This is a genomic window from Pseudomonas sp. EA_5y_Pfl2_R50, from assembly GCF_963970475.1.
In the GTDB taxonomy this organism is placed as follows: Bacteria; Pseudomonadota; Gammaproteobacteria; order Pseudomonadales; family Pseudomonadaceae; genus Aquipseudomonas.
In genome coordinates this window covers 72899-90554 of the sequence record NZ_CAXAPT010000009.1, presented here as the reverse complement: position 1 = coordinate 90554, position 17656 = coordinate 72899, and the positions used below count along the sequence as shown (strand labels likewise).

Annotated in this window: 15 protein-coding genes; all 15 read left to right on the top strand. The window is 57.9% G+C overall.

Features of this window, described 5'->3' with window-relative positions:
* The first annotated feature begins 147 nt into the window (after nt 1–147).
* The 15 genes from gyrA to AACY19_RS16790 all read left to right on the top strand — a co-directional run bounded on the left by gyrA (nt 148) and on the right by AACY19_RS16790 (nt 17615).
* The gene (gene gyrA / locus AACY19_RS16860; RefSeq protein ID WP_339452059.1) at nt 148–2922 is read left to right on the top strand and encodes a DNA gyrase subunit A; all 2775 of its coding nucleotides are present in this window, start codon (nt 148–150) and stop codon (nt 2920–2922) included.
* 232 nt (nt 2923–3154) lie between these two features.
* Nucleotides 3155–4240 (top strand): 3-phosphoserine/phosphohydroxythreonine transaminase, encoded by a 1086-nt coding sequence (gene serC, locus AACY19_RS16855; RefSeq protein WP_339452057.1) that lies wholly within the window; start codon nt 3155–3157, stop codon nt 4238–4240.
* The gene (gene pheA / locus AACY19_RS16850) at nt 4240–5334 is read left to right on the top strand and encodes a prephenate dehydratase (protein ID WP_016770924.1); all 1095 of its coding nucleotides are present in this window, start codon (nt 4240–4242) and stop codon (nt 5332–5334) included. Before serC ends, pheA begins: the two co-directional genes overlap by 1 nt.
* 13 nt (nt 5335–5347) lie before the next feature.
* Entirely contained in the window at nt 5348–6460 is a 1113-nt protein-coding gene (hisC, locus tag AACY19_RS16845; protein ID WP_339452055.1) for a histidinol-phosphate transaminase, read from the top strand.
* A 28-nt stretch (nt 6461–6488) separates the two neighbouring features.
* Nucleotides 6489–8696 (top strand): bifunctional prephenate dehydrogenase/3-phosphoshikimate 1-carboxyvinyltransferase, encoded by a 2208-nt coding sequence (locus tag AACY19_RS16840; RefSeq protein ID WP_339452381.1) that lies wholly within the window; start codon nt 6489–6491, stop codon nt 8694–8696.
* Complete coding sequence (cmk, locus tag AACY19_RS16835) at nt 8693–9382, top strand: (d)CMP kinase (protein ID WP_339452053.1); 690 nt, start codon at nt 8693–8695, stop codon at nt 9380–9382. The genes AACY19_RS16840 and cmk overlap by 4 nt, the downstream gene beginning before the upstream one ends.
* 119 nt (nt 9383–9501) lie before the next feature.
* Nucleotides 9502–11187, top strand: a complete 1686-nt coding sequence (rpsA, locus tag AACY19_RS16830; RefSeq protein WP_339452051.1) for a 30S ribosomal protein S1 — start codon at nt 9502–9504, stop codon at nt 11185–11187.
* Nucleotides 11188–11398: 211 nt separating this feature from the next.
* Nucleotides 11399–11677 (top strand): hypothetical protein, encoded by a 279-nt coding sequence (locus AACY19_RS16825; RefSeq protein WP_339452049.1) that lies wholly within the window; start codon nt 11399–11401, stop codon nt 11675–11677.
* 152 nt (nt 11678–11829) lie between these two features.
* The gene (gene ihfB / locus AACY19_RS16820; RefSeq protein ID WP_008042113.1) at nt 11830–12123 is read left to right on the top strand and encodes an integration host factor subunit beta; all 294 of its coding nucleotides are present in this window, start codon (nt 11830–11832) and stop codon (nt 12121–12123) included.
* A gap of 30 nt (nt 12124–12153) precedes the next feature.
* Nucleotides 12154–12393 carry a LapA family protein gene (locus AACY19_RS16815; protein WP_339452047.1) on the top strand — a complete coding sequence of 80 codons (240 nt, stop codon included), beginning with the start codon at nt 12154–12156 and terminating at the stop codon, nt 12391–12393.
* 226 nt (nt 12394–12619) lie between these two features.
* Nucleotides 12620–13696, top strand: a complete 1077-nt coding sequence (gene rfbB / locus AACY19_RS16810) for a dTDP-glucose 4,6-dehydratase (RefSeq protein WP_339452045.1) — start codon at nt 12620–12622, stop codon at nt 13694–13696.
* On the top strand, nt 13693–14586 hold the full coding sequence (rfbD, locus tag AACY19_RS16805; RefSeq protein WP_339452043.1) for a dTDP-4-dehydrorhamnose reductase: 894 nt from the start codon (nt 13693–13695) through the stop codon (nt 14584–14586). The genes rfbB and rfbD overlap by 4 nt, the downstream gene beginning before the upstream one ends.
* A complete protein-coding gene (gene rfbA / locus AACY19_RS16800; RefSeq protein ID WP_339452041.1) occupies nt 14583–15473 on the top strand; it encodes a glucose-1-phosphate thymidylyltransferase RfbA in 891 nt (296 codons plus the stop codon). The genes rfbD and rfbA overlap by 4 nt, the downstream gene beginning before the upstream one ends.
* A 55-nt stretch (nt 15474–15528) precedes the next feature.
* A complete protein-coding gene (locus AACY19_RS16795) occupies nt 15529–16449 on the top strand; it encodes a glycosyltransferase (RefSeq protein WP_339452039.1) in 921 nt (306 codons plus the stop codon).
* Between the two features lie 176 nt (nt 16450–16625).
* Entirely contained in the window at nt 16626–17615 is a 990-nt protein-coding gene (locus tag AACY19_RS16790) for a glycosyltransferase family 2 protein (RefSeq protein WP_339452037.1), read from the top strand.
* Nucleotides 17616–17656: the final 41 nt, after the last annotated feature.

The window sequence follows — 17656 nt, the reverse complement described above, 5'->3', positions numbered from 1 at the left end:
TCCACGGAGCTGTCTTTACTGCGCAAATCCACGATCCAGTGTTGATTTGTCGTAAGTCGGCGCATGGCACTCGGCCGGCCCCGACGAGCTTCGTTGGTCCCATATGGATATGACGAAGTTTCACCAGAAAAAGGAATCAGGCTTCTCATGGGCGAACTGGCCAAAGAAATCCTCCCGGTCAATATCGAAGACGAGCTGAAACAGTCCTATCTCGACTACGCGATGAGCGTGATCGTCGGCCGTGCACTGCCGGATGCGCGCGATGGCCTCAAGCCCGTGCACCGTCGCGTACTGTTCGCGATGAGCGAGCTGGGCAACGACTTCAACAAGCCGTACAAGAAATCTGCCCGTGTTGTCGGTGACGTGATCGGTAAGTATCACCCGCACGGTGACACCGCCGTGTACGACACCATCGTTCGTATGGCTCAGCCTTTCTCCCTGCGCTACCTGCTGGTTGACGGTCAGGGCAACTTCGGTTCGGTCGACGGCGACAACGCTGCGGCCATGCGATACACCGAAGTGCGCATGACCAAGCTGGCGCATGAGCTGCTGGCTGACCTGCACAAGGAAACCGTCGACTGGGTGCCGAACTACGACGGCACCGAAATGATCCCTGCGGTCATGCCGACCCGTATTCCCAACTTGTTGGTCAACGGCTCCAGCGGTATCGCCGTGGGCATGGCGACCAACATTCCGCCGCACAACCTCGGTGAAGTCATCGACGGTTGCCTGGCGCTCATCGACAATCCCGAGCTGACCGTCGATGAACTGATGCAATACATCCCCGGCCCGGACTTCCCGACGGCGGCGATCATCAACGGTCGTGCCGGCATCATTGAAGCCTACCGCACCGGTCGCGGGCGCATTTACATGCGCGCCCGCTCGATCATCGAGGACATCGACAAGGTCGGTGGCCGCCAGCAGATCGTCATCACCGAACTCCCTTACCAGTTGAACAAGGCGCGTCTGATCGAAAAGATCGCCGAGCTGGTCAAAGAGAAGAAGCTGGAAGGCATCACCGAACTGCGCGACGAGTCCGACAAGGACGGTATGCGCGTCGTGATCGAGTTGCGTCGCGGCGAAGTGCCTGAGGTGATCCTCAACAACCTCTACGCCCAGACCCAGCTGCAATCGGTCTTCGGCATCAACATCGTTGCGCTGATCGACGGCCGTCCACGCATTCTGAATCTCAAGGATCTGCTGGAAGCCTTCGTGCGTCACCGTCGCGAAGTGGTCACCCGTCGTACCGTGTTCGAACTGCGCAAGGCGCGCGAGCGTGGTCATATCCTCGAAGGTCAGGCCGTTGCCCTGTCGAACATCGACCCGGTCATTGCCCTGATCAAGGCGTCGCCGACCCCGTCGGAAGCCAAAGAAGCGCTGGTCAGCACGCCGTGGGAATCCTCGGCAGTGGTGGCGATGGTTGAGCGTGCCGGCGCCGATTCGTGCCGCCCGGAAAACCTCGATCCGCAATACGGTCTGCGCGACGGCAAATATTTCCTGTCGCCAGAACAGGCGCAAGCCATTCTGGAACTGCGTCTGCACCGCCTGACCGGTCTGGAACACGAAAAACTGCTGGCCGAGTATCAGGAGATCCTCAACCAGATCGGCGAGCTGATCCGCATCCTCAACAGCGCCGTGCGCCTGATGGAAGTGATCCGCGAAGAGCTGGAAGTGATTCGCGCCGAATACGGCGATGCGCGTCGCACCGAGATTCTCGATGCCCGTCTCGACCTGACCCTGGGTGACATGATCCCGGAAGAAGAGCGCGTCGTGACCATCTCCCACGGTGGCTACGCCAAGACCCAGCCATTGGCTGCGTACCAGGCTCAGCGTCGTGGCGGTAAAGGCAAGTCGGCCACCGGCGTCAAGGATGAGGACTACATCGCTCACCTGCTGGTTGCCAACAGCCACACCACGCTGCTGCTGTTCTCCAGCAAGGGCAAGGTGTACTGGCTCAAGACCTACGAGATTCCGGAAGCGTCCCGCGCTGCCCGTGGCCGTCCGCTGGTCAACCTTCTGCCGTTGAGCGAGGGTGAGTACATCACCACCATGCTGCCGGTCGATCTCGAAGCCATGAAGCGTCAGGCTGACGAAGAAGAGGCCGAAGGCGTCGAGGCTGACGTCGAAGAGATCGAAAACAGCAACGAAACCGAAGAAGAGCGCCGCGCCCGTATCAAGGCTGCCGACCGCAAGAAGGCACCGTTCATCTTCATGTCGACTGCCAACGGTACCGTCAAGAAGACTCCGCTGGTGGCTTTCAGTCGTCAGCGCAGCGTCGGCCTGATCGCCCTGGAGCTGGACGAAGGCGACATCCTGATTTCCGCAGCCATTACTGATGGCGAGCAGGAAATCATGCTGTTCTCCGACGGCGGCAAGGTGACCCGCTTCAAGGAATCCGAAGTTCGCGCCATGGGCCGCACGGCTCGCGGTGTGCGCGGTATGCGTCTGCCAGAAGGGCAGAAGCTGATCTCCATGTTGATCCCGGAAGAAGGCAGCGAGATTCTCACTGCATCCGAGCGCGGCTACGGCAAGCGCACGGCGATCACCGAATTCCCTGAGTACAAGCGTGGCGGTCAGGGCGTTATCGCCATGGTCAGCAACGAGCGTAACGGCCGCCTGGTCGGCGCGGTTCAGGTGCAGGACGGTGAAGAGATCATGCTGATCTCCGATCAAGGCACGCTGGTGCGTACCCGTGTCGACGAAGTGTCGAGCCTGGGTCGTAACACTCAAGGTGTGACGCTGATCAAGCTGGCCAAGGATGAAACCCTGGTCGGGCTGGAGCGCGTTCAGGAACCTTCGGAGGTTGAAGGTGAAGAACTCGAGGGTGAAGAGGGCGAGGAGTTCGAAGGCACCGTCGTAAGCGACGATGCCGGTGAAGACCAGCAACTCGACGCCGCAGCAGACGAAGAACCGCAAGAATAAGCGGACAAGCAAGGGGGCGGATGAGAATTCGCCCCCTTGTTATTTGTCCGGTATGAAATATCGACACCCATGAAGATCCAGTGTGGGAGCGGGCTTGCTCGCGAAGACGGACTGACATTCGGCGGAGATGTTGTCAGTCCAGCCGCTTTCGCGAGCAAGCCCGCTCCCCCATTCGATTCGTGTCGGCTGATGATGTAATGCGTGATATCACCAAATCAGAGCGAGATTGGATGTGAGCAAGCGAGCCTATAACTTCTGCGCCGGTCCTGCGGCGCTTCCTGAAGCTGTCCTGCAACGTGCTCAAGGTGAACTCCTTGATTGGCACGGCAAGGGCCTGTCGGTCATGGAAATGAGCCATCGCAGCGATGAGTTCGTCTCCATCGCCACCCAGGCCGAGCAGGATCTGCGTGACCTGCTGAATATCCCGTCGAACTATAAAGTGCTGTTTCTGCAAGGTGGCGCCAGCCAGCAGTTTGCGCAGATTCCACTGAACCTGCTGCCGGAGAACGGCTCGGCCGACTATATCGACACTGGTATCTGGTCGCAGAAAGCCATCGAAGAAGCCTCGCGCTACGGTCACGTCAATGTTGCCGCCACCGCCAGGCCTTATGACTATTTCGCCATTCCGGGCCAGAACGAGTGGAACCTGTCGAAAGACGCCGCCTACGTTCACTACGCGCCGAACGAAACCATCGGTGGTCTGGAATTCCAGTGGATTCCGGAAACCGGTGACGTACCGCTGGTGGCTGACATGTCTTCGGACATTCTGTCGCGTCCGGTCGATATTTCGCGTTTCGGCATGATTTACGCTGGCGCACAAAAGAACATCGGCCCGAGCGGCATCGTCGTCAATATCATCCGCGAAGACTTGCTGGGCAAGGCGCGCGCGCTGTGCCCGACCATGCTCGACTACAAAGTCGCGGCGGATAACGGCTCGATGTACAACACCCCGCCGACCCTGGCCTGGTACTTGTCCGGTCTGGTGTTCCAGTGGCTGAAAGAGCAGGGCGGTGTTGAAGCGATCGCCAGGCTCAATGACGTCAAGCAGCGCACGCTGTACGACTTCATCGACGCCAGCGTCCTCTACAGCAACCCGATCAACAAGTCGGATCGCTCGTGGATGAACGTGCCGTTCCGTCTGGCTGATGATCGTCTGGACAAGCCGTTCCTTGCCGGCGCCGAACAGCGCGGTCTGCTCAACCTCAAGGGCCACCGCTCCGTAGGCGGCATGCGCGCCTCCATCTATAACGCCGTCGACATCAACGCTGTTAATGCGCTGGTGGCGTACATGGCTGATTTCGAGAAGGAACACGGCTGATGTCCGAGCAAGAACTCAAGGCACTGCGCGTTCGCATTGACGCTCTGGACACCAAAGTCCTGGAGCTGATCAGTGAGCGTGCGCGTTGCGCCCAGGAAGTCGCGCGAGTAAAGATGGCCTCGCTGGCCGAAGGCGAAGTGCCCGTGTTCTATCGTCCTGAGCGCGAAGCTCAGGTGCTCAAGCGCGTGATGGAGCGTAACCAGGGGCCGCTGGGCAACGAAGAGATGGCGCGGCTGTTCCGCGAAATCATGTCGTCGTGCCTGGCGCTGGAGCAACCGCTGAAGGTGGCCTATCTGGGCCCTGAAGGCACCTTCACCCAGGCCGCCGCCATGAAGCACTTTGGTCACGCCGTGATCAGCAAGCCGATGGCAGCCATCGACGAAGTGTTCCGTGAAGTGGCAGCCGGTGCAGTGAATTTTGGCGTGGTGCCGGTGGAAAACTCCACCGAGGGCGCGGTCAATCACACGCTGGACAGCTTCCTCGAACACGACATGGTCATCTGCGGCGAAGTCGAGTTGCGCATTCACCATCACCTGTTGGTTGGTGAAAACACCAAGACCGACAGCATCAGCCGCATCTATTCCCACGCGCAGTCGCTGGCCCAGTGCCGCAAGTGGCTGGACGCGCACTACCCGAATGTCGAGCGTGTCGCGGTGTCGAGCAACGCCGAAGCGGCCAAGCGGGTTAAGGGCGAGTGGAACTCGGCGGCGATTGCCGGTGACATGGCGGCCGGTCTGTATGGCCTGACCCGACTGGCCGAGAAGATCGAAGATCGTCCGGACAACTCGACGCGCTTCCTGATGATCGGCAATCAGGAGGTGCCGCCGACCGGCGACGACAAGACCTCGATCATCGTCTCGATGAGCAACAAGCCGGGCGCGCTGCACGAGTTGCTGGTGCCTTTCCATGACAATGGCATCGACCTGACCCGCATCGAAACCCGTCCGTCGCGCAGCGGCAAATGGACCTACGTGTTCTTCATCGACTTCGTCGGCCACCATCGTGATCCGTTGATCAAAGGTGTGCTGGAAAAGATCAGTCAGGAAGCAGTAGCACTCAAAGTGCTGGGTTCCTACCCGAAAGCAGTTCTCTAAGGGGCGGTAGCAAATGAGTGGCAACTTCCTCGCTCTGGCACAGCCGGGCGTGCAACAACTTTCGCCATACGTTCCGGGCAAGCCTGTGGACGAACTGGCGCGCGAGCTGGATCTGGACCCGGCGAAAATCGTCAAACTGGCCAGCAACGAAAATCCGCTGGGTGCCAGCCCAAAAGCCTTGGCGGCCATCCGCGAAGAGCTGGCTGATCTGACCCGTTATCCGGACGGCAACGGGTTCGCGCTGAAATCCCTGCTGGCCGAACAATGCCGCGTCGAGCTGAACCAGGTCACTCTGGGCAACGGTTCCAACGACATTCTTGAGCTGGTCGCGCGCGCCTATCTGGCGCCGGGCCTGAATGCGGTGTTCAGCGAGCACGCATTCGCGGTGTATCCGATTGCCACTCAGGCGGTCGGGGCGCAAGCCAAAGTGGTACCGGCCAAGGATTGGGGGCATGACCTGCCCGCAATGCTTGCGGCAATCGATGCTGACACCCGTGTGGTATTCATCGCCAACCCGAACAACCCGACCGGCACCTGGTTCGGCGCTGAAGCGCTGGACGAGTTCCTGCAGGATGTTCCGGAGCATGTGCTGGTGGTGCTTGACGAGGCTTACATTGAGTACGCCGAAGGCAGTGATCTGCCGGACGGGCTGGATTTCCTTGCGGCTTACCCGAATCTGCTGGTTTCGCGCACCTTCTCCAAGGCCTATGGCCTGGCGGCATTGCGCGTCGGCTACGGTCTGTCGACTCCGGTAGTCGCTGACGTGCTGAATCGCGTTCGCCAGCCATTCAACGTCAACAGCCTCGCGCTGGCGGCAGCCTGCGCGGCGCTGAAGGATGAGGAATATCTGGCGCAAAGCCGTCAGCTCAACGAAGCGGGCATGCAGCAGTTGCAGGCCGGTTTCCGTGAGTTGGGTCTGAGCTGGATCGAATCCAAAGGCAACTTCATCTGCGTCGACCTGGCTCAAGTGGCGGCCCCGGTATTTCAGGGCTTGCTGCGCGAAGGCGTGATTGTGCGTCCGGTGGCCAACTACGGCATGCCGAATCATCTGCGGGTGACCATCGGTCTGCCGGCGGAAAACAGCCGCTTCCTCGAAGCGCTGCGCAAGGTTCTGGCCCGTGGTTGATGTCACTGCACTGCAACCTGCTGCACCTATGATCGGTCGCCTTGTGGTGGTCGGTCTGGGGTTGATCGGTGGTTCGTTTGCCAAGGGCTTGCGTGAAAGTGGCGTGTGTCGCGAAGTGGTCGGGGTCGATCTCGACCCGCAATCGCGCAAGCTGGCGGTCGAGTTGGGCGTGGTTGATCGCTGTGAGGATGACCTGGCGGCGGCATGCCAGGGGGCTGATGTCATTCAGTTGGCGGTGCCGATCCTGGCCATGGAAAAAGTGCTTGCGCGTTTGGCGAGCATGGATCTGGGGCAGGCAATTCTGACCGATGTCGGCAGTGCCAAAGGCAATGTGGTGCGCGCGGCGACCGAAGCGTTCGGCGGCATGCCGGCGCGTTTCGTGCCGGGCCATCCGATTGCCGGTTCCGAGCAGAGCGGGGTGGAAGCCTCCAATGCCGAGTTGTTCCGTCGTCACAAGGTGATTCTCACGCCGCTTGAGCAAACTGATCCGGCTGCGCTGGCTGTTGTCGATCGTCTGTGGCGTGAACTGGGCGCTGACGTTGAGCACATGCAGGTCGAGCGTCACGATGAAGTGCTGGCTGCGACCAGTCATCTGCCGCACCTGCTGGCCTTCGGTCTGGTCGATTCGTTGGCCAAGCGCAATGAAAACCTTGAGATCTTCCGGTACGCTGCGGGCGGTTTCCGCGATTTCACAAGAATCGCCGGAAGCGACCCGGTGATGTGGCACGACATCTTCCTCGCCAATCGCGAGGCTGTTCTGCGCACACTCGATACATTTCGCAGCGACCTCGACGCCTTGCGCGACGCGGTCGATGCAGGGGATGGGCACCAATTGTTGGGCGTTTTCACTCGCGCCCGGGTTGCCCGCGAGCATTTCAGTAAAATCCTGGCCCGCAGGGCCTATGTGGACGCTATGAACTCCAACGATCTGATCTTCCTGGCTCAACCTGGTGGCCGCCTGTCCGGTCGGATTCGCGTACCGGGTGATAAATCGATTTCCCACCGTTCGATCATGCTCGGTTCGCTGGCCGAAGGCGTCACTGAAGTCGAAGGCTTCCTTGAGGGCGAAGACGCCCTGGCGACCTTGCAGGCGTTCCGCGACATGGGCGTGGTCATCGAAGGCCCGCACCACGGTCGCGTGACCATTCACGGCGTCGGCCTGCATGGCCTGAAGCCTGCGCCGGGCCCGATCTATCTGGGCAACTCCGGTACGTCGATGCGTCTGCTGTCTGGCCTGCTGGCTGCGCAGAACTTCGACAGTACCCTGACTGGCGATGCGTCGCTGTCCAAGCGTCCAATGAATCGCGTGGCCAATCCACTGCGTGAAATGGGTGCCGTAATCGAAACCGCTGCCGAGGGTCGTCCACCGATGACCATTCGCGGTGGTCACAAGCTCAAAGGCCTGACCTACACCATGCCGATGGCCAGTGCTCAGGTGAAGTCCTGCCTGCTGCTCGCCGGTCTGTACGCAGAAGGCAAGACCACCGTCACTGAGCCAGCGCCGACCCGCGACCATACCGAGCGCATGCTGCGTGGTTTCGGCTACCCGGTGTCTGTGGATGGCGCCACGGCTTCGGTCGAGTCCGGCGGCAAATTGACGGCTACCCATATTGAAGTACCTGGCGACATTTCGTCGTCGGCGTTCTTCCTGGTCGCGGCATCGATTGCCGAAGGTTCGGAGCTGGTGCTCGAGCATGTCGGCATCAACCCGACCCGTACCGGCGTTATCGACATCCTGCGCCTGATGGGGGCGGACATCACCCTGGAAAACCAGCGTGAAGTCGGCGGTGAGCCAGTCGCTGACCTGCGCGTGCGAGCAGCTAGACTCAAAGGTATCCAGATTCCTGAGGCGCTGGTTCCGTTGGCCATCGACGAATTCCCGGTGCTGTTCGTGGCCGCCGCCTGTGCTGAAGGGCGCACCGTGCTGACCGGCGCTGAAGAATTGCGGGTCAAGGAGTCGGATCGCATCCAGGTCATGGCGGATGGCTTGCTGGCGCTGGGCGTCAAGTGCCAGCCGACGCCGGACGGCATCATCATCGACGGCGGCCAGATCGGCGGCGGCGAAGTGCACGGTCATGGCGATCACCGTATCGCGATGGCTTTCAGCGTAGCGTCGCTGCGCGCCACGGCACCGATCCGCATCCATGACTGTGCCAACGTCGCGACATCGTTCCCGAACTTCCTCGCATTGTGCGGGCAGGTCGGTATTCGTGTTGCACAAGAGGCTCAATCGTGAAGAACATTGCTCCGGTCATCACCATTGATGGGCCTAGCGGCTCGGGCAAAGGCACGGTCGCCGGGATTCTGGCCAAGCGTCTGGGCTGGAACCTGCTGGATTCCGGTGCGCTTTATCGCTTGCTGGCGTTTGCCGCGCACAACCATGGTGTCGACCTGACCAATGAAGAACTGCTGAAAACACTTGCCGCTCATCTGGATGTGCAATTCATTGCGGCGACCGAAGGTCAGCTGCAACGGATCATTCTGGAAGGCGATGAAGTCAGCGATGTCATTCGCACTGAAAGCATCGGCTCCGGCGCTTCGCAAGTGGCTGCGTTGCCCGCCGTGCGCGAGGCGCTGCTGCAACGTCAGCGTGCTTTCCAGGAAGCGCCAGGCCTTGTCGCGGATGGTCGCGACATGGGTACGGTGGTGTTTCCCGATGCGCCGCTGAAGATTTTCCTGACCGCCAGTGCCGAGGAGCGGGCGCGCCGTCGATATTTGCAGTTGAAGGGCAAAGTCGAGGGTGTTAGTCTGTCGAGTCTGCTAGATGAGATCCGTGCACGCGACGAGCGTGACACCCAGCGAGCGGTAGCCCCGCTTAAGCCGGCGGCTGACGCCATACAGCTGGATTCCACGGAGTTGTCCATCGATCAGGTGCTTGAACGCATCATGAGCGAGATCGCCATTCGCGATATCGTCGGGTGACCAAGAAGGTTGCAGGGGACCAGTCATAGTCCTGCAGCGCTTCTTTTTAATGAAACTAACCCACACCGTCTGGGGTGTGGAGATGGGCGTATCCTTCGCCCTCATTTACAGGAATTAAAATGAGCGAAAGCTTTGCGGAACTCTTTGAAGAAAGCCTAAAAACCCTGAACCTTCAGGCAGGCTCCATCATCACCGGTGTTATCGTTGATATCGATTACCAAGCTGGCTGGGTAACCGTTCACGCTGGTCTGAAGTCTGAAGCACTCATCCCGCTTGAACAGTTCTACAACGACGCTGGCGATCTGGCTATCAATGTCGGTGACGAAGTTCACGTTGCTCTGGACTCGGTTGAAGACGGTTTCGGTGAAACCAAGCTGTCCCGTGAAAAAGCCAAGCGCGCTGAATGCTGGATCGTTCTGGAAGCAGCCTTCGCAGCTGAGGAAGTGGTCAAGGGCGTTATCAACGGTAAGGTTAAAGGCGGCTTCACTGTCGACGTTAACGGCATCCGTGCGTTCCTGCCAGGTTCCCTGGTTGACGTCCGTCCAGTGCGCGACACCACGCACCTGGAAGGCAAAGAGCTGGAATTCAAGGTCATCAAGCTGGACCAGAAGCGCAACAACGTTGTCGTTTCCCGTCGCAGCGTCCTGGAAGCCGAGAACTCCGCCGAGCGTGAAGCTCTGCTGGAATCCCTGCAGGAAGGCCAGCAAGTCAAAGGTATCGTCAAAAACCTCACCGATTACGGCGCATTCGTCGATCTGGGTGGCGTGGACGGCCTGCTGCACATCACCGACATGGCCTGGAAGCGCATCAAGCATCCTTCCGAGATCGTCAATGTTGGTGACGAAATCGACGTCAAGGTTCTGAAATACGATCGCGAACGCAACCGTGTTTCCCTGGGCCTGAAGCAACTGGGTGAAGATCCATGGGTTGCTATCAAAGCCCGTTACCCAGAAAGCACTCGCGTTACCGCTCGTGTAACCAACCTGACCGACTACGGCTGCTTCGCTGAGCTGGAAGAAGGCGTTGAAGGTCTGGTACACGTTTCGGAAATGGACTGGACCAACAAAAACATCCACCCTTCGAAAGTCGTACAAGTCGGCGACGAAGTGGAAGTTATGGTTCTGGACATCGACGAAGAGCGTCGTCGTATCTCCCTGGGCATCAAGCAGTGCAAATCTAACCCATGGGAAGATTTCTCTGGCCAGTTCAACAAGGGCGATAAAATCTCCGGCACCATCAAGTCGATCACCGATTTCGGTATCTTCATTGGTCTGGACGGCGGCATCGACGGTCTGGTTCACCTGTCCGACATCTCCTGGAACGAAGTTGGCGAAGAAGCTGTTCGTCGTTTCAAGAAGGGCGACGAGCTGGACACCGTTATCCTGTCGGTTGACCCGGAGCGTGAGCGTATCTCCCTGGGTATCAAGCAACTGGAAAGCGATCCGTTCTCCGAGTACGTCTCGGTTAACGACAAAGGCGCAATCGTTACTGGCACCGTGAAAGAAGTTGACGCCAAAGGCGCCATCATCGTTCTGGCTGACGACATCGAAGCAACTCTGAAAGCCTCCGAAATCAGCCGTGACCGCGTTGAAGACGCGCGCAACGTTCTGAAGGAAGGCCAGGAAGTAGAAGCCAAGATCATCAGCGTTGATCGCAAGAGCCGCGTAATCCAGCTCTCGATCAAGTCGAAAGACGATGCTGAAGAGAAAGAAGCTATCCAGAGCCTGAAAGCAGCTCCGGAAGGCGAAGCAGCTGACACCACTATGGCGGCACTGCTGCGTCAAGCAATGGCCAAACAGAACTAAGTTCTGCTTGATCATTAAAAAGGGCGACTTCGGTCGCCCTTTTTTGTGCCTGCGATTTGTAGGCTTCGCTCCCATTCCATTGATCGGGGCTATGGGTGAAACCAATCCGTTTCCTGTGCGGTCTGTTTCTTTAATCGGATCAATCGCCTATTCGCGTCTAAGCTAGGTCTTAGTGTGTAGTCGTCAGGCGTAGCCTGGCATAAGGAAGTGGATGAACAAGTTAATAGTCTTCGTGGCGGTATTGGCGTTGGCGGGCTGTACCACGAGCGCCAAGACCCATGCGGTGCGTGGAGTCAGCGGAATCCAGGTCGACTGTTCCGGGTTAGGCTCTGGCTGGGAGAAGTGTCAGAAGCGCGCGGCAAAAGAGTGCAAGGGTGCAGGGTACAAAGTGATCACGCGCTCCGACGATGCCAGTGACGAGGATGACTTTCCATTCGGCTTCAATCCGGCGGGCTATCTGACTCGAACCATGCTGGTGATATGCCGCTAAGTCTGCAGCGCGCCGGCCGGGTGCTTGATGCCCTGAAAATGGGCGTTTATAGGCTGAAGAAGATATGTCAATCCCTGGGCTGTTCAAAATCTTCCGGGCGTGCTAAAACCTTTCAAGCGCTGATCTAGCTGCTTGAAAAAGAAGGGAAAAATATGACGAAGTCGGAGTTGATCGAACGAATTGTCACCCATCAAGGGCTACTCTCATCGAAAGATGTGGAGCTGGCCATCAAGACCATGCTTGAACAAATGTCCCAGTGTCTGGCTACCGGTGATCGTATCGAGATCCGTGGCTTTGGCAGCTTTTCTCTGCACTACCGTGCACCGCGCGTCGGTCGTAATCCGAAGACCGGTCAGTCTGTCAGTCTTGACGGCAAATTCGTTCCACATTTCAAGCCCGGTAAAGAGCTGCGAGATCGGGTGAATGAAGAGGAGGAAGAGGTTTGATCGTCTCTGCTGAAAATCAAGGGGGTACCTATGCGTAACCTCAAGCGCATACTTCTTGGTGTTTTCCTGCTTGTGCTGGTGTTGGTTGTCCTGGCCTTCGTCCTCGAGAACCAGCAATCGGTGTCGTTGTTGTTTCTTGGCTGGGCCGGACCTCAACTTCCGGTGTCGCTGGTCGTCGTCACGGCGCTGCTGGCTGGCATGATTATGGGGCCGATGCTGGGCTGGTTTCTGGGACGCGCGTCCAGAGCTGGTCGCAAACGTCTTGTCTGAAAACGACAGGGGCAGGGCGTCTGTCGAAATTGCACCTCGGCCTGCCTATATCCATTAGTAAAACGTTCATTAAGCTGTAAAATGCAGCCCTTGTTCGATAGTGGCCTATTCCCACATCGATTCAGACTGACTCTGACAGCAGCCTGTTGTAAAGACGGCTACTGCATTCATGGATTAGGCAGCGCTCATAGTTGGCGCCGTCCGCAGCTCAAGGGTATGGTTTCGCGTGAAAATTCTAGTAACCGGCGGCGCCGGGTTTATCGGCTCGGCAGTCATCCGTCATATCATTTCCAACACCACCGATTCTGTCGTTAACGTCGATAAACTGACTTACGCCGGCAATCTGGAGTCGCTGGCCGAGGTCAGCCAAAACTCGCGTTACGCATTCGAGCGCGTTGATATCTGCGATCGCGAGCAGGTCGACCGTGTTCTGCGTGAGCACCAGCCGGATGCAATCATGCATCTTGCCGCTGAGTCCCATGTTGATCGCTCGATCTCCGGCCCGTCCGAGTTCATCCAGACCAACATCATCGGTACTTACACTTTGCTGGAATCCGCGCGCCACTATTGGTCGGCGCTGGACGATACCCGCAAGAGCAACTTCCGCTTCCACCATATTTCCACTGACGAAGTTTACGGTGATCTCGAAGGCCCGGAAGACCTGTTCACCGAAACCACGCCTTACCAGCCAAGCTCGCCTTACTCGGCCAGCAAGGCCAGCTCCGATCACCTGGTTCGCGCTTGGGCTCGCACCTATGGTCTGCCGACGCTGGTCACCAATTGCTCGAACAACTACGGCCCTTGCCACTTCCCTGAGAAACTGATCCCGCTGATCATTCTCAATGCGCTGGAAGGCAAGCCGCTGCCGGTTTACGGCAAAGGTAACCAGGTTCGCGACTGGCTCTATGTAGAAGATCACGCTCGTGCGCTGTACAAAGTCGTGACCGAGGGTGTCATCGGCGAGACTTACAACATCGGCGGTCATAACGAAAAACAGAACATCGAAGTGGTGCATACCCTGTGTGCGTTGCTCGATGAGTTGCGCCCTGATTCGGCCCATCGTCCGCATGCCAGCCTGATTACCTATGTTCAAGATCGCCCTGGTCATGACGTGCGTTATGCAATCGATGCGAGCAAGATTCAGCGTGAGCTAGGCTGGACACCGGAAGAGACTTTCGAGACTGGTATTCGCAAGACTGTTGAGTGGTATCTGAATAACACTGAGTGGGTTGAGCACGTGAAGAGCGGTAGCTACCAGCAGTGGATCGATCAGAACTACGCGGATCGTTCGAACAAGGCATGAAGATCCTTCTTTTAGGAAAGGATGGTCAGGTGGGGTGGGAGCTGCAGCGCTCCCTCCGGCCGCTTGGCGAATTGATCGCACTGGGTCGGCATGGCGTTGACGGTTTGTCTGGCGACTTGACCGATCTGGCGTCTCTGCGCGAAACGATCCGCAAGGTCAAGCCTGACGTGATCGTCAATGCGGCCGCTTACAACGCCGTCGACACTGCCGAGTCCGAGCCAGAGCAGGCTGATCTGGTGAACGCGCAAGCTCTCCAGGTGCTGGCTGACGAGGCTCGTGAGGTGGGGGCGTGGTTGGTCCACTACTCGACTGATTACGTTTTTGGCGGTCAGGGTGAAACCCCTTGGCTGGAAGGCGACGAACCGCAGCCGCTGAATCGCTACGGCGAAAGCAAGCTGGCAGGGGAGCGTGTCGTCCAGTCCTCAGGTTGCCGTTACTTGCTGTTTCGTACCAGTTGGGTGTACGGCGCTCGCGGCGGCAACTTCGCCAAGACCATGCTGCGTCTGGGCAAAGAGCGCGAAAAGCTCAATGTCATCGCGGATCAGGTGGGAGCGCCGACAGGTGCCGATCTGATTGCGGATGTGACCGCACTGGCACTGCAGCAAGCGCTCCAGCGTCCGGAATTGTCCGGTTTGTACCATCTGGCGGCCGCCGGGGAAGTGTCATGGTACGGCTACGCCTGCCATGTACTGGATTTTGCCAAGGCCAATGGCGAGGCGCTTGCTGTAAAGGCAATCGAACCTATTGAGGCAACGGCTTATCCAACTGCCGCACGTCGTCCTTTGAACTCGCGCTTGAATACACAAAAGCTGCGCGACAATTTTTCTCTACACTTGCCGGATTGGCAAAGTGGTGTAACTCGAATGCTTAGGGAAGTTCTGAACAAATGACCACCAATAATCGTAAAGGCATCATCCTCGCCGGCGGCTCGGGCACTCGTCTGCATCCGCTAACCCTCGGCGTGTCGAAGCAGATGCTGCCGATTTACGACAAGCCGATGATTTTCTATCCGCTTTCGGTGCTGATGCTTGCCGGCATGCGCGAGATCCTGATCATCTCCACGCCGGAAGATCTGCCGAACTTCCGCAAGCTGCTGGGTGATGGCAGCCTGTACGGGATCAAGCTGACCTACGCCGAGCAGTCTACCCCGGATGGTCTCGCACAAGCATTCATCATCGGTGAAGAGTTCATCGGCAATGACCCTTGCTGTCTGATCCTTGGTGACAACATCTTCTACGGCCAGCATTTCTCGGACAACCTGCGCTCCGCCAATGAGCAGAAGAGTGGTGCCACGGTGTTTGGCTACCACGTGTCCGATCCGGAGCGCTTTGGCGTGGTCGAGTTCGACGCGACAGGTCGTGCCTTGAGCATCGAAGAGAAGCCGTCGAAGCCGAAATCCAACTACGCGGTGACCGGTCTGTATTTCTACGACAACGATGTCGTGGAAATTGCCAAGAACATCAAGCCGTCGGAGCGTGGCGAGCTGGAAATCACTGATGTGAACAGCGCCTACCTCAACAAGAAGTCGTTGAATGTCGAGATGCTCGGCCGTGGCTTCGCGTGGCTGGATACCGGTACCCACGACTCTCTGCTGGAAGCCAGTCACTTCGTACACACTATCGAGCAGCGTCAAGGCTTGAAAGTGGCGTGCCTCGAAGAAATTGCCTACAACAATGGCTGGATTACCAAGGAGCAACTGGCTTCACAGGCAAATGCCTTGAAGAAAACCGGTTACGGCCAGTATCTGCAAAAACTGCTGGACTCGCCTTCTCGCTGATTCGAAAGCCTGGTGCTTTCAACCGGTGGGTTTAATCGCTGCTAGCAGGAACGGCATGCCAGTAAAACATCCCAAGATTGCGGTTTTGCTGGCTGCCTACAATGGCATGCAGTGGATCGAGGAGCAGGTAGCCTCGATCCTCGGTCAGCAGTCCGTCGACGTCACTATTCATATCAGCGTTGATTTGTCCGATGACGGCACCGAGGCTTGGTGCAAAGCTCTCGCAGAGGTCGACAGTCGCGTGATTCTCCTGCCTCCCGCCGGGCGTTTTGGTGGTGCGGCGCGCAATTTTTTCCGTTTGATTCGAGATGTTGATCTGAGCGATTACGACGCTGTGTCGTTTGCAGATCAGGATGATATCTGGGAGTCCGACAAGCTGCTGCGCGCTACACAAGTCATGGCCTCACGCGGAGTCGATGCCTACTCGAGCAATGTCACGGCCTTCTGGCCGGATGGCAAGACGATCCTGCTCGACAAGAGTCAGCCACAAGTTGCCTGGGACTTTTTGTTCGAGGCGGCGGGGCCAGGCTGTACTTACGTGTTTAGCCCTGCGCTGGCCCGGTCACTGCGTCAACAGGTTATTGAGGATTGGGAGCGACTGCAGCAAATCAGTCTGCATGACTGGTATTGCTACGCGTTCGCTCGCAGCCATGGCTTCAAGTGGTTCATTGATTCTCGGTCGAGCATGCTTTATCGCCAGCACGAGAGTAACCAGGTAGGGGCCAATACCGGGTTGTCATCATTGTTTCAACGCTATGTCACCATCCATGAAGGCTGGTGGTTCAAGCAGGTTCAGGCGATTTCATTGCTTGTCGGCGCGGATAAAACGCCCTTCGTCAGGAGCTGGTTGAGCCTGCGGCGGCGTGATTTGCTGCGGTTATCCGTCAGTGGCGGCCAATGCCGTCGTCGGCCGCGTGACAAGTTTCTGTTTTTTTTCGTCTGCTGCCTGACGGCTGTCGTTGGCAGGAAGCCGTGATTGGGCGGGAGCCGGTTTTGCGATTTCGCTTCGCCTGCTCGAAGCCCAACACCGGGAATGAAAGTTCTCTATAATCGCCCGCTTCATGAAGGGAACGTATGGAGCCGGTACCGCCGAAGCACTGGATATGATTCTTCAGGCTTTCGACCGGTGTTTTAATTGCAGTGGAGCAAACATTGTCAAGCCCCTTATCAGCGGATTCCGCGAACTCCGACCTGAGTGTCGATACAGTCGAAGTGCCGGAGCTGGATGAGTCTGTCGCGATATTGATGTGCTCCTATAACGGTGAGCGATTTCTTTCCGAGCAATTGACCTCCATCGAACAGCAGAAACATGCGCATTGGCGTCTGTTCGTCTCCGATGACGGATCATCCGACTCGACGCTGGAGATTCTCAAGTCGTTTCAGGCGCGTATGGGGGAGCAGAAAGTGACATTGCTTTCCGGCCCTCGAACGGGGTTTGCCAACAACTTCATGTCGGTGACCTGTCTGGAAGGCATCAGCGCTGATTTTTATGCCTGGTCCGATCAGGATGATGTCTGGGCTGCCGATAAGCTGAGCGCTGCTTTGAAGTGGCTGCGTCAGGTACCCGTTGGTGTACCTGCGCTGTACGCCTCCCGGACGACGGTGGTCAATGAGGCCGGTGTCGAAGTGGGAATGACCCCCGGATATTGCCGCGCCTTCAGCTTCCCCAATGCGCTCGTACAGAATGTCGCTGCCGGAAACACGATGGTGTTCAATCGCGCAGCGCATGAGCTTTTGAAGGCTGGGCCGACTCGGGGCATTGTCGCCCATGACTGGTGGGCCTATATGTTGGTGACCGGCGCCGGCGGGCAGTTTCACTTTGATCAGGTGCCGCATCTTTTCTATCGGCAGCATGAAACGAATTCGATAGGCGCCAATGCGGGATTCATGGCTGCCCTGACGCGTATCCGCAAGATGTTTCAGGGACGTCTGCGGCGCTGGATCGATCAGAACATCAGCCACCTTGAGCGGGTGGAGCATCTTCTGACCGAGCAGAACCGCGAGGTGTTGAGCCGGTTCAAGTCCGCTCGCAATCGGGGCGTGGCTGGACGCATCACCGGGCTATGGCGCTCGGGTATTTACCGCCAGACGCTCTTGGGAAATCTTGGGCTTGCAGTAGCGACCATTTTCAAAGGAGTTTGATGATGAATGGTTCGAGAAGGGGTTGAAAATGAGTTTTTTTG

Coding starts and splice junctions, on each gene's coding strand:
- gyrA (WP_339452059.1), top strand. CDS start 148: ATGGGCGAACTGGCCAAAGAAATCCTCCCGGTCAATATCGAAGACGAG.
- pheA (WP_016770924.1), top strand. CDS start 4,240: ATGTCCGAGCAAGAACTCAAGGCACTGCGCGTTCGCATTGACGCTCTG.
- hisC (WP_339452055.1), top strand. CDS start 5,348: ATGAGTGGCAACTTCCTCGCTCTGGCACAGCCGGGCGTGCAACAACTT.
- AACY19_RS16840 (WP_339452381.1), top strand. CDS start 6,489: ATGATCGGTCGCCTTGTGGTGGTCGGTCTGGGGTTGATCGGTGGTTCG.
- rpsA (WP_339452051.1), top strand. CDS start 9,502: ATGAGCGAAAGCTTTGCGGAACTCTTTGAAGAAAGCCTAAAAACCCTG.
- AACY19_RS16825 (WP_339452049.1), top strand. CDS start 11,399: ATGAACAAGTTAATAGTCTTCGTGGCGGTATTGGCGTTGGCGGGCTGT.
- ihfB (WP_008042113.1), top strand. CDS start 11,830: ATGACGAAGTCGGAGTTGATCGAACGAATTGTCACCCATCAAGGGCTA.
- AACY19_RS16815 (WP_339452047.1), top strand. CDS start 12,154: ATGCGTAACCTCAAGCGCATACTTCTTGGTGTTTTCCTGCTTGTGCTG.
- rfbD (WP_339452043.1), top strand. CDS start 13,693: ATGAAGATCCTTCTTTTAGGAAAGGATGGTCAGGTGGGGTGGGAGCTG.
- rfbA (WP_339452041.1), top strand. CDS start 14,583: ATGACCACCAATAATCGTAAAGGCATCATCCTCGCCGGCGGCTCGGGC.
- AACY19_RS16795 (WP_339452039.1), top strand. CDS start 15,529: ATGCCAGTAAAACATCCCAAGATTGCGGTTTTGCTGGCTGCCTACAAT.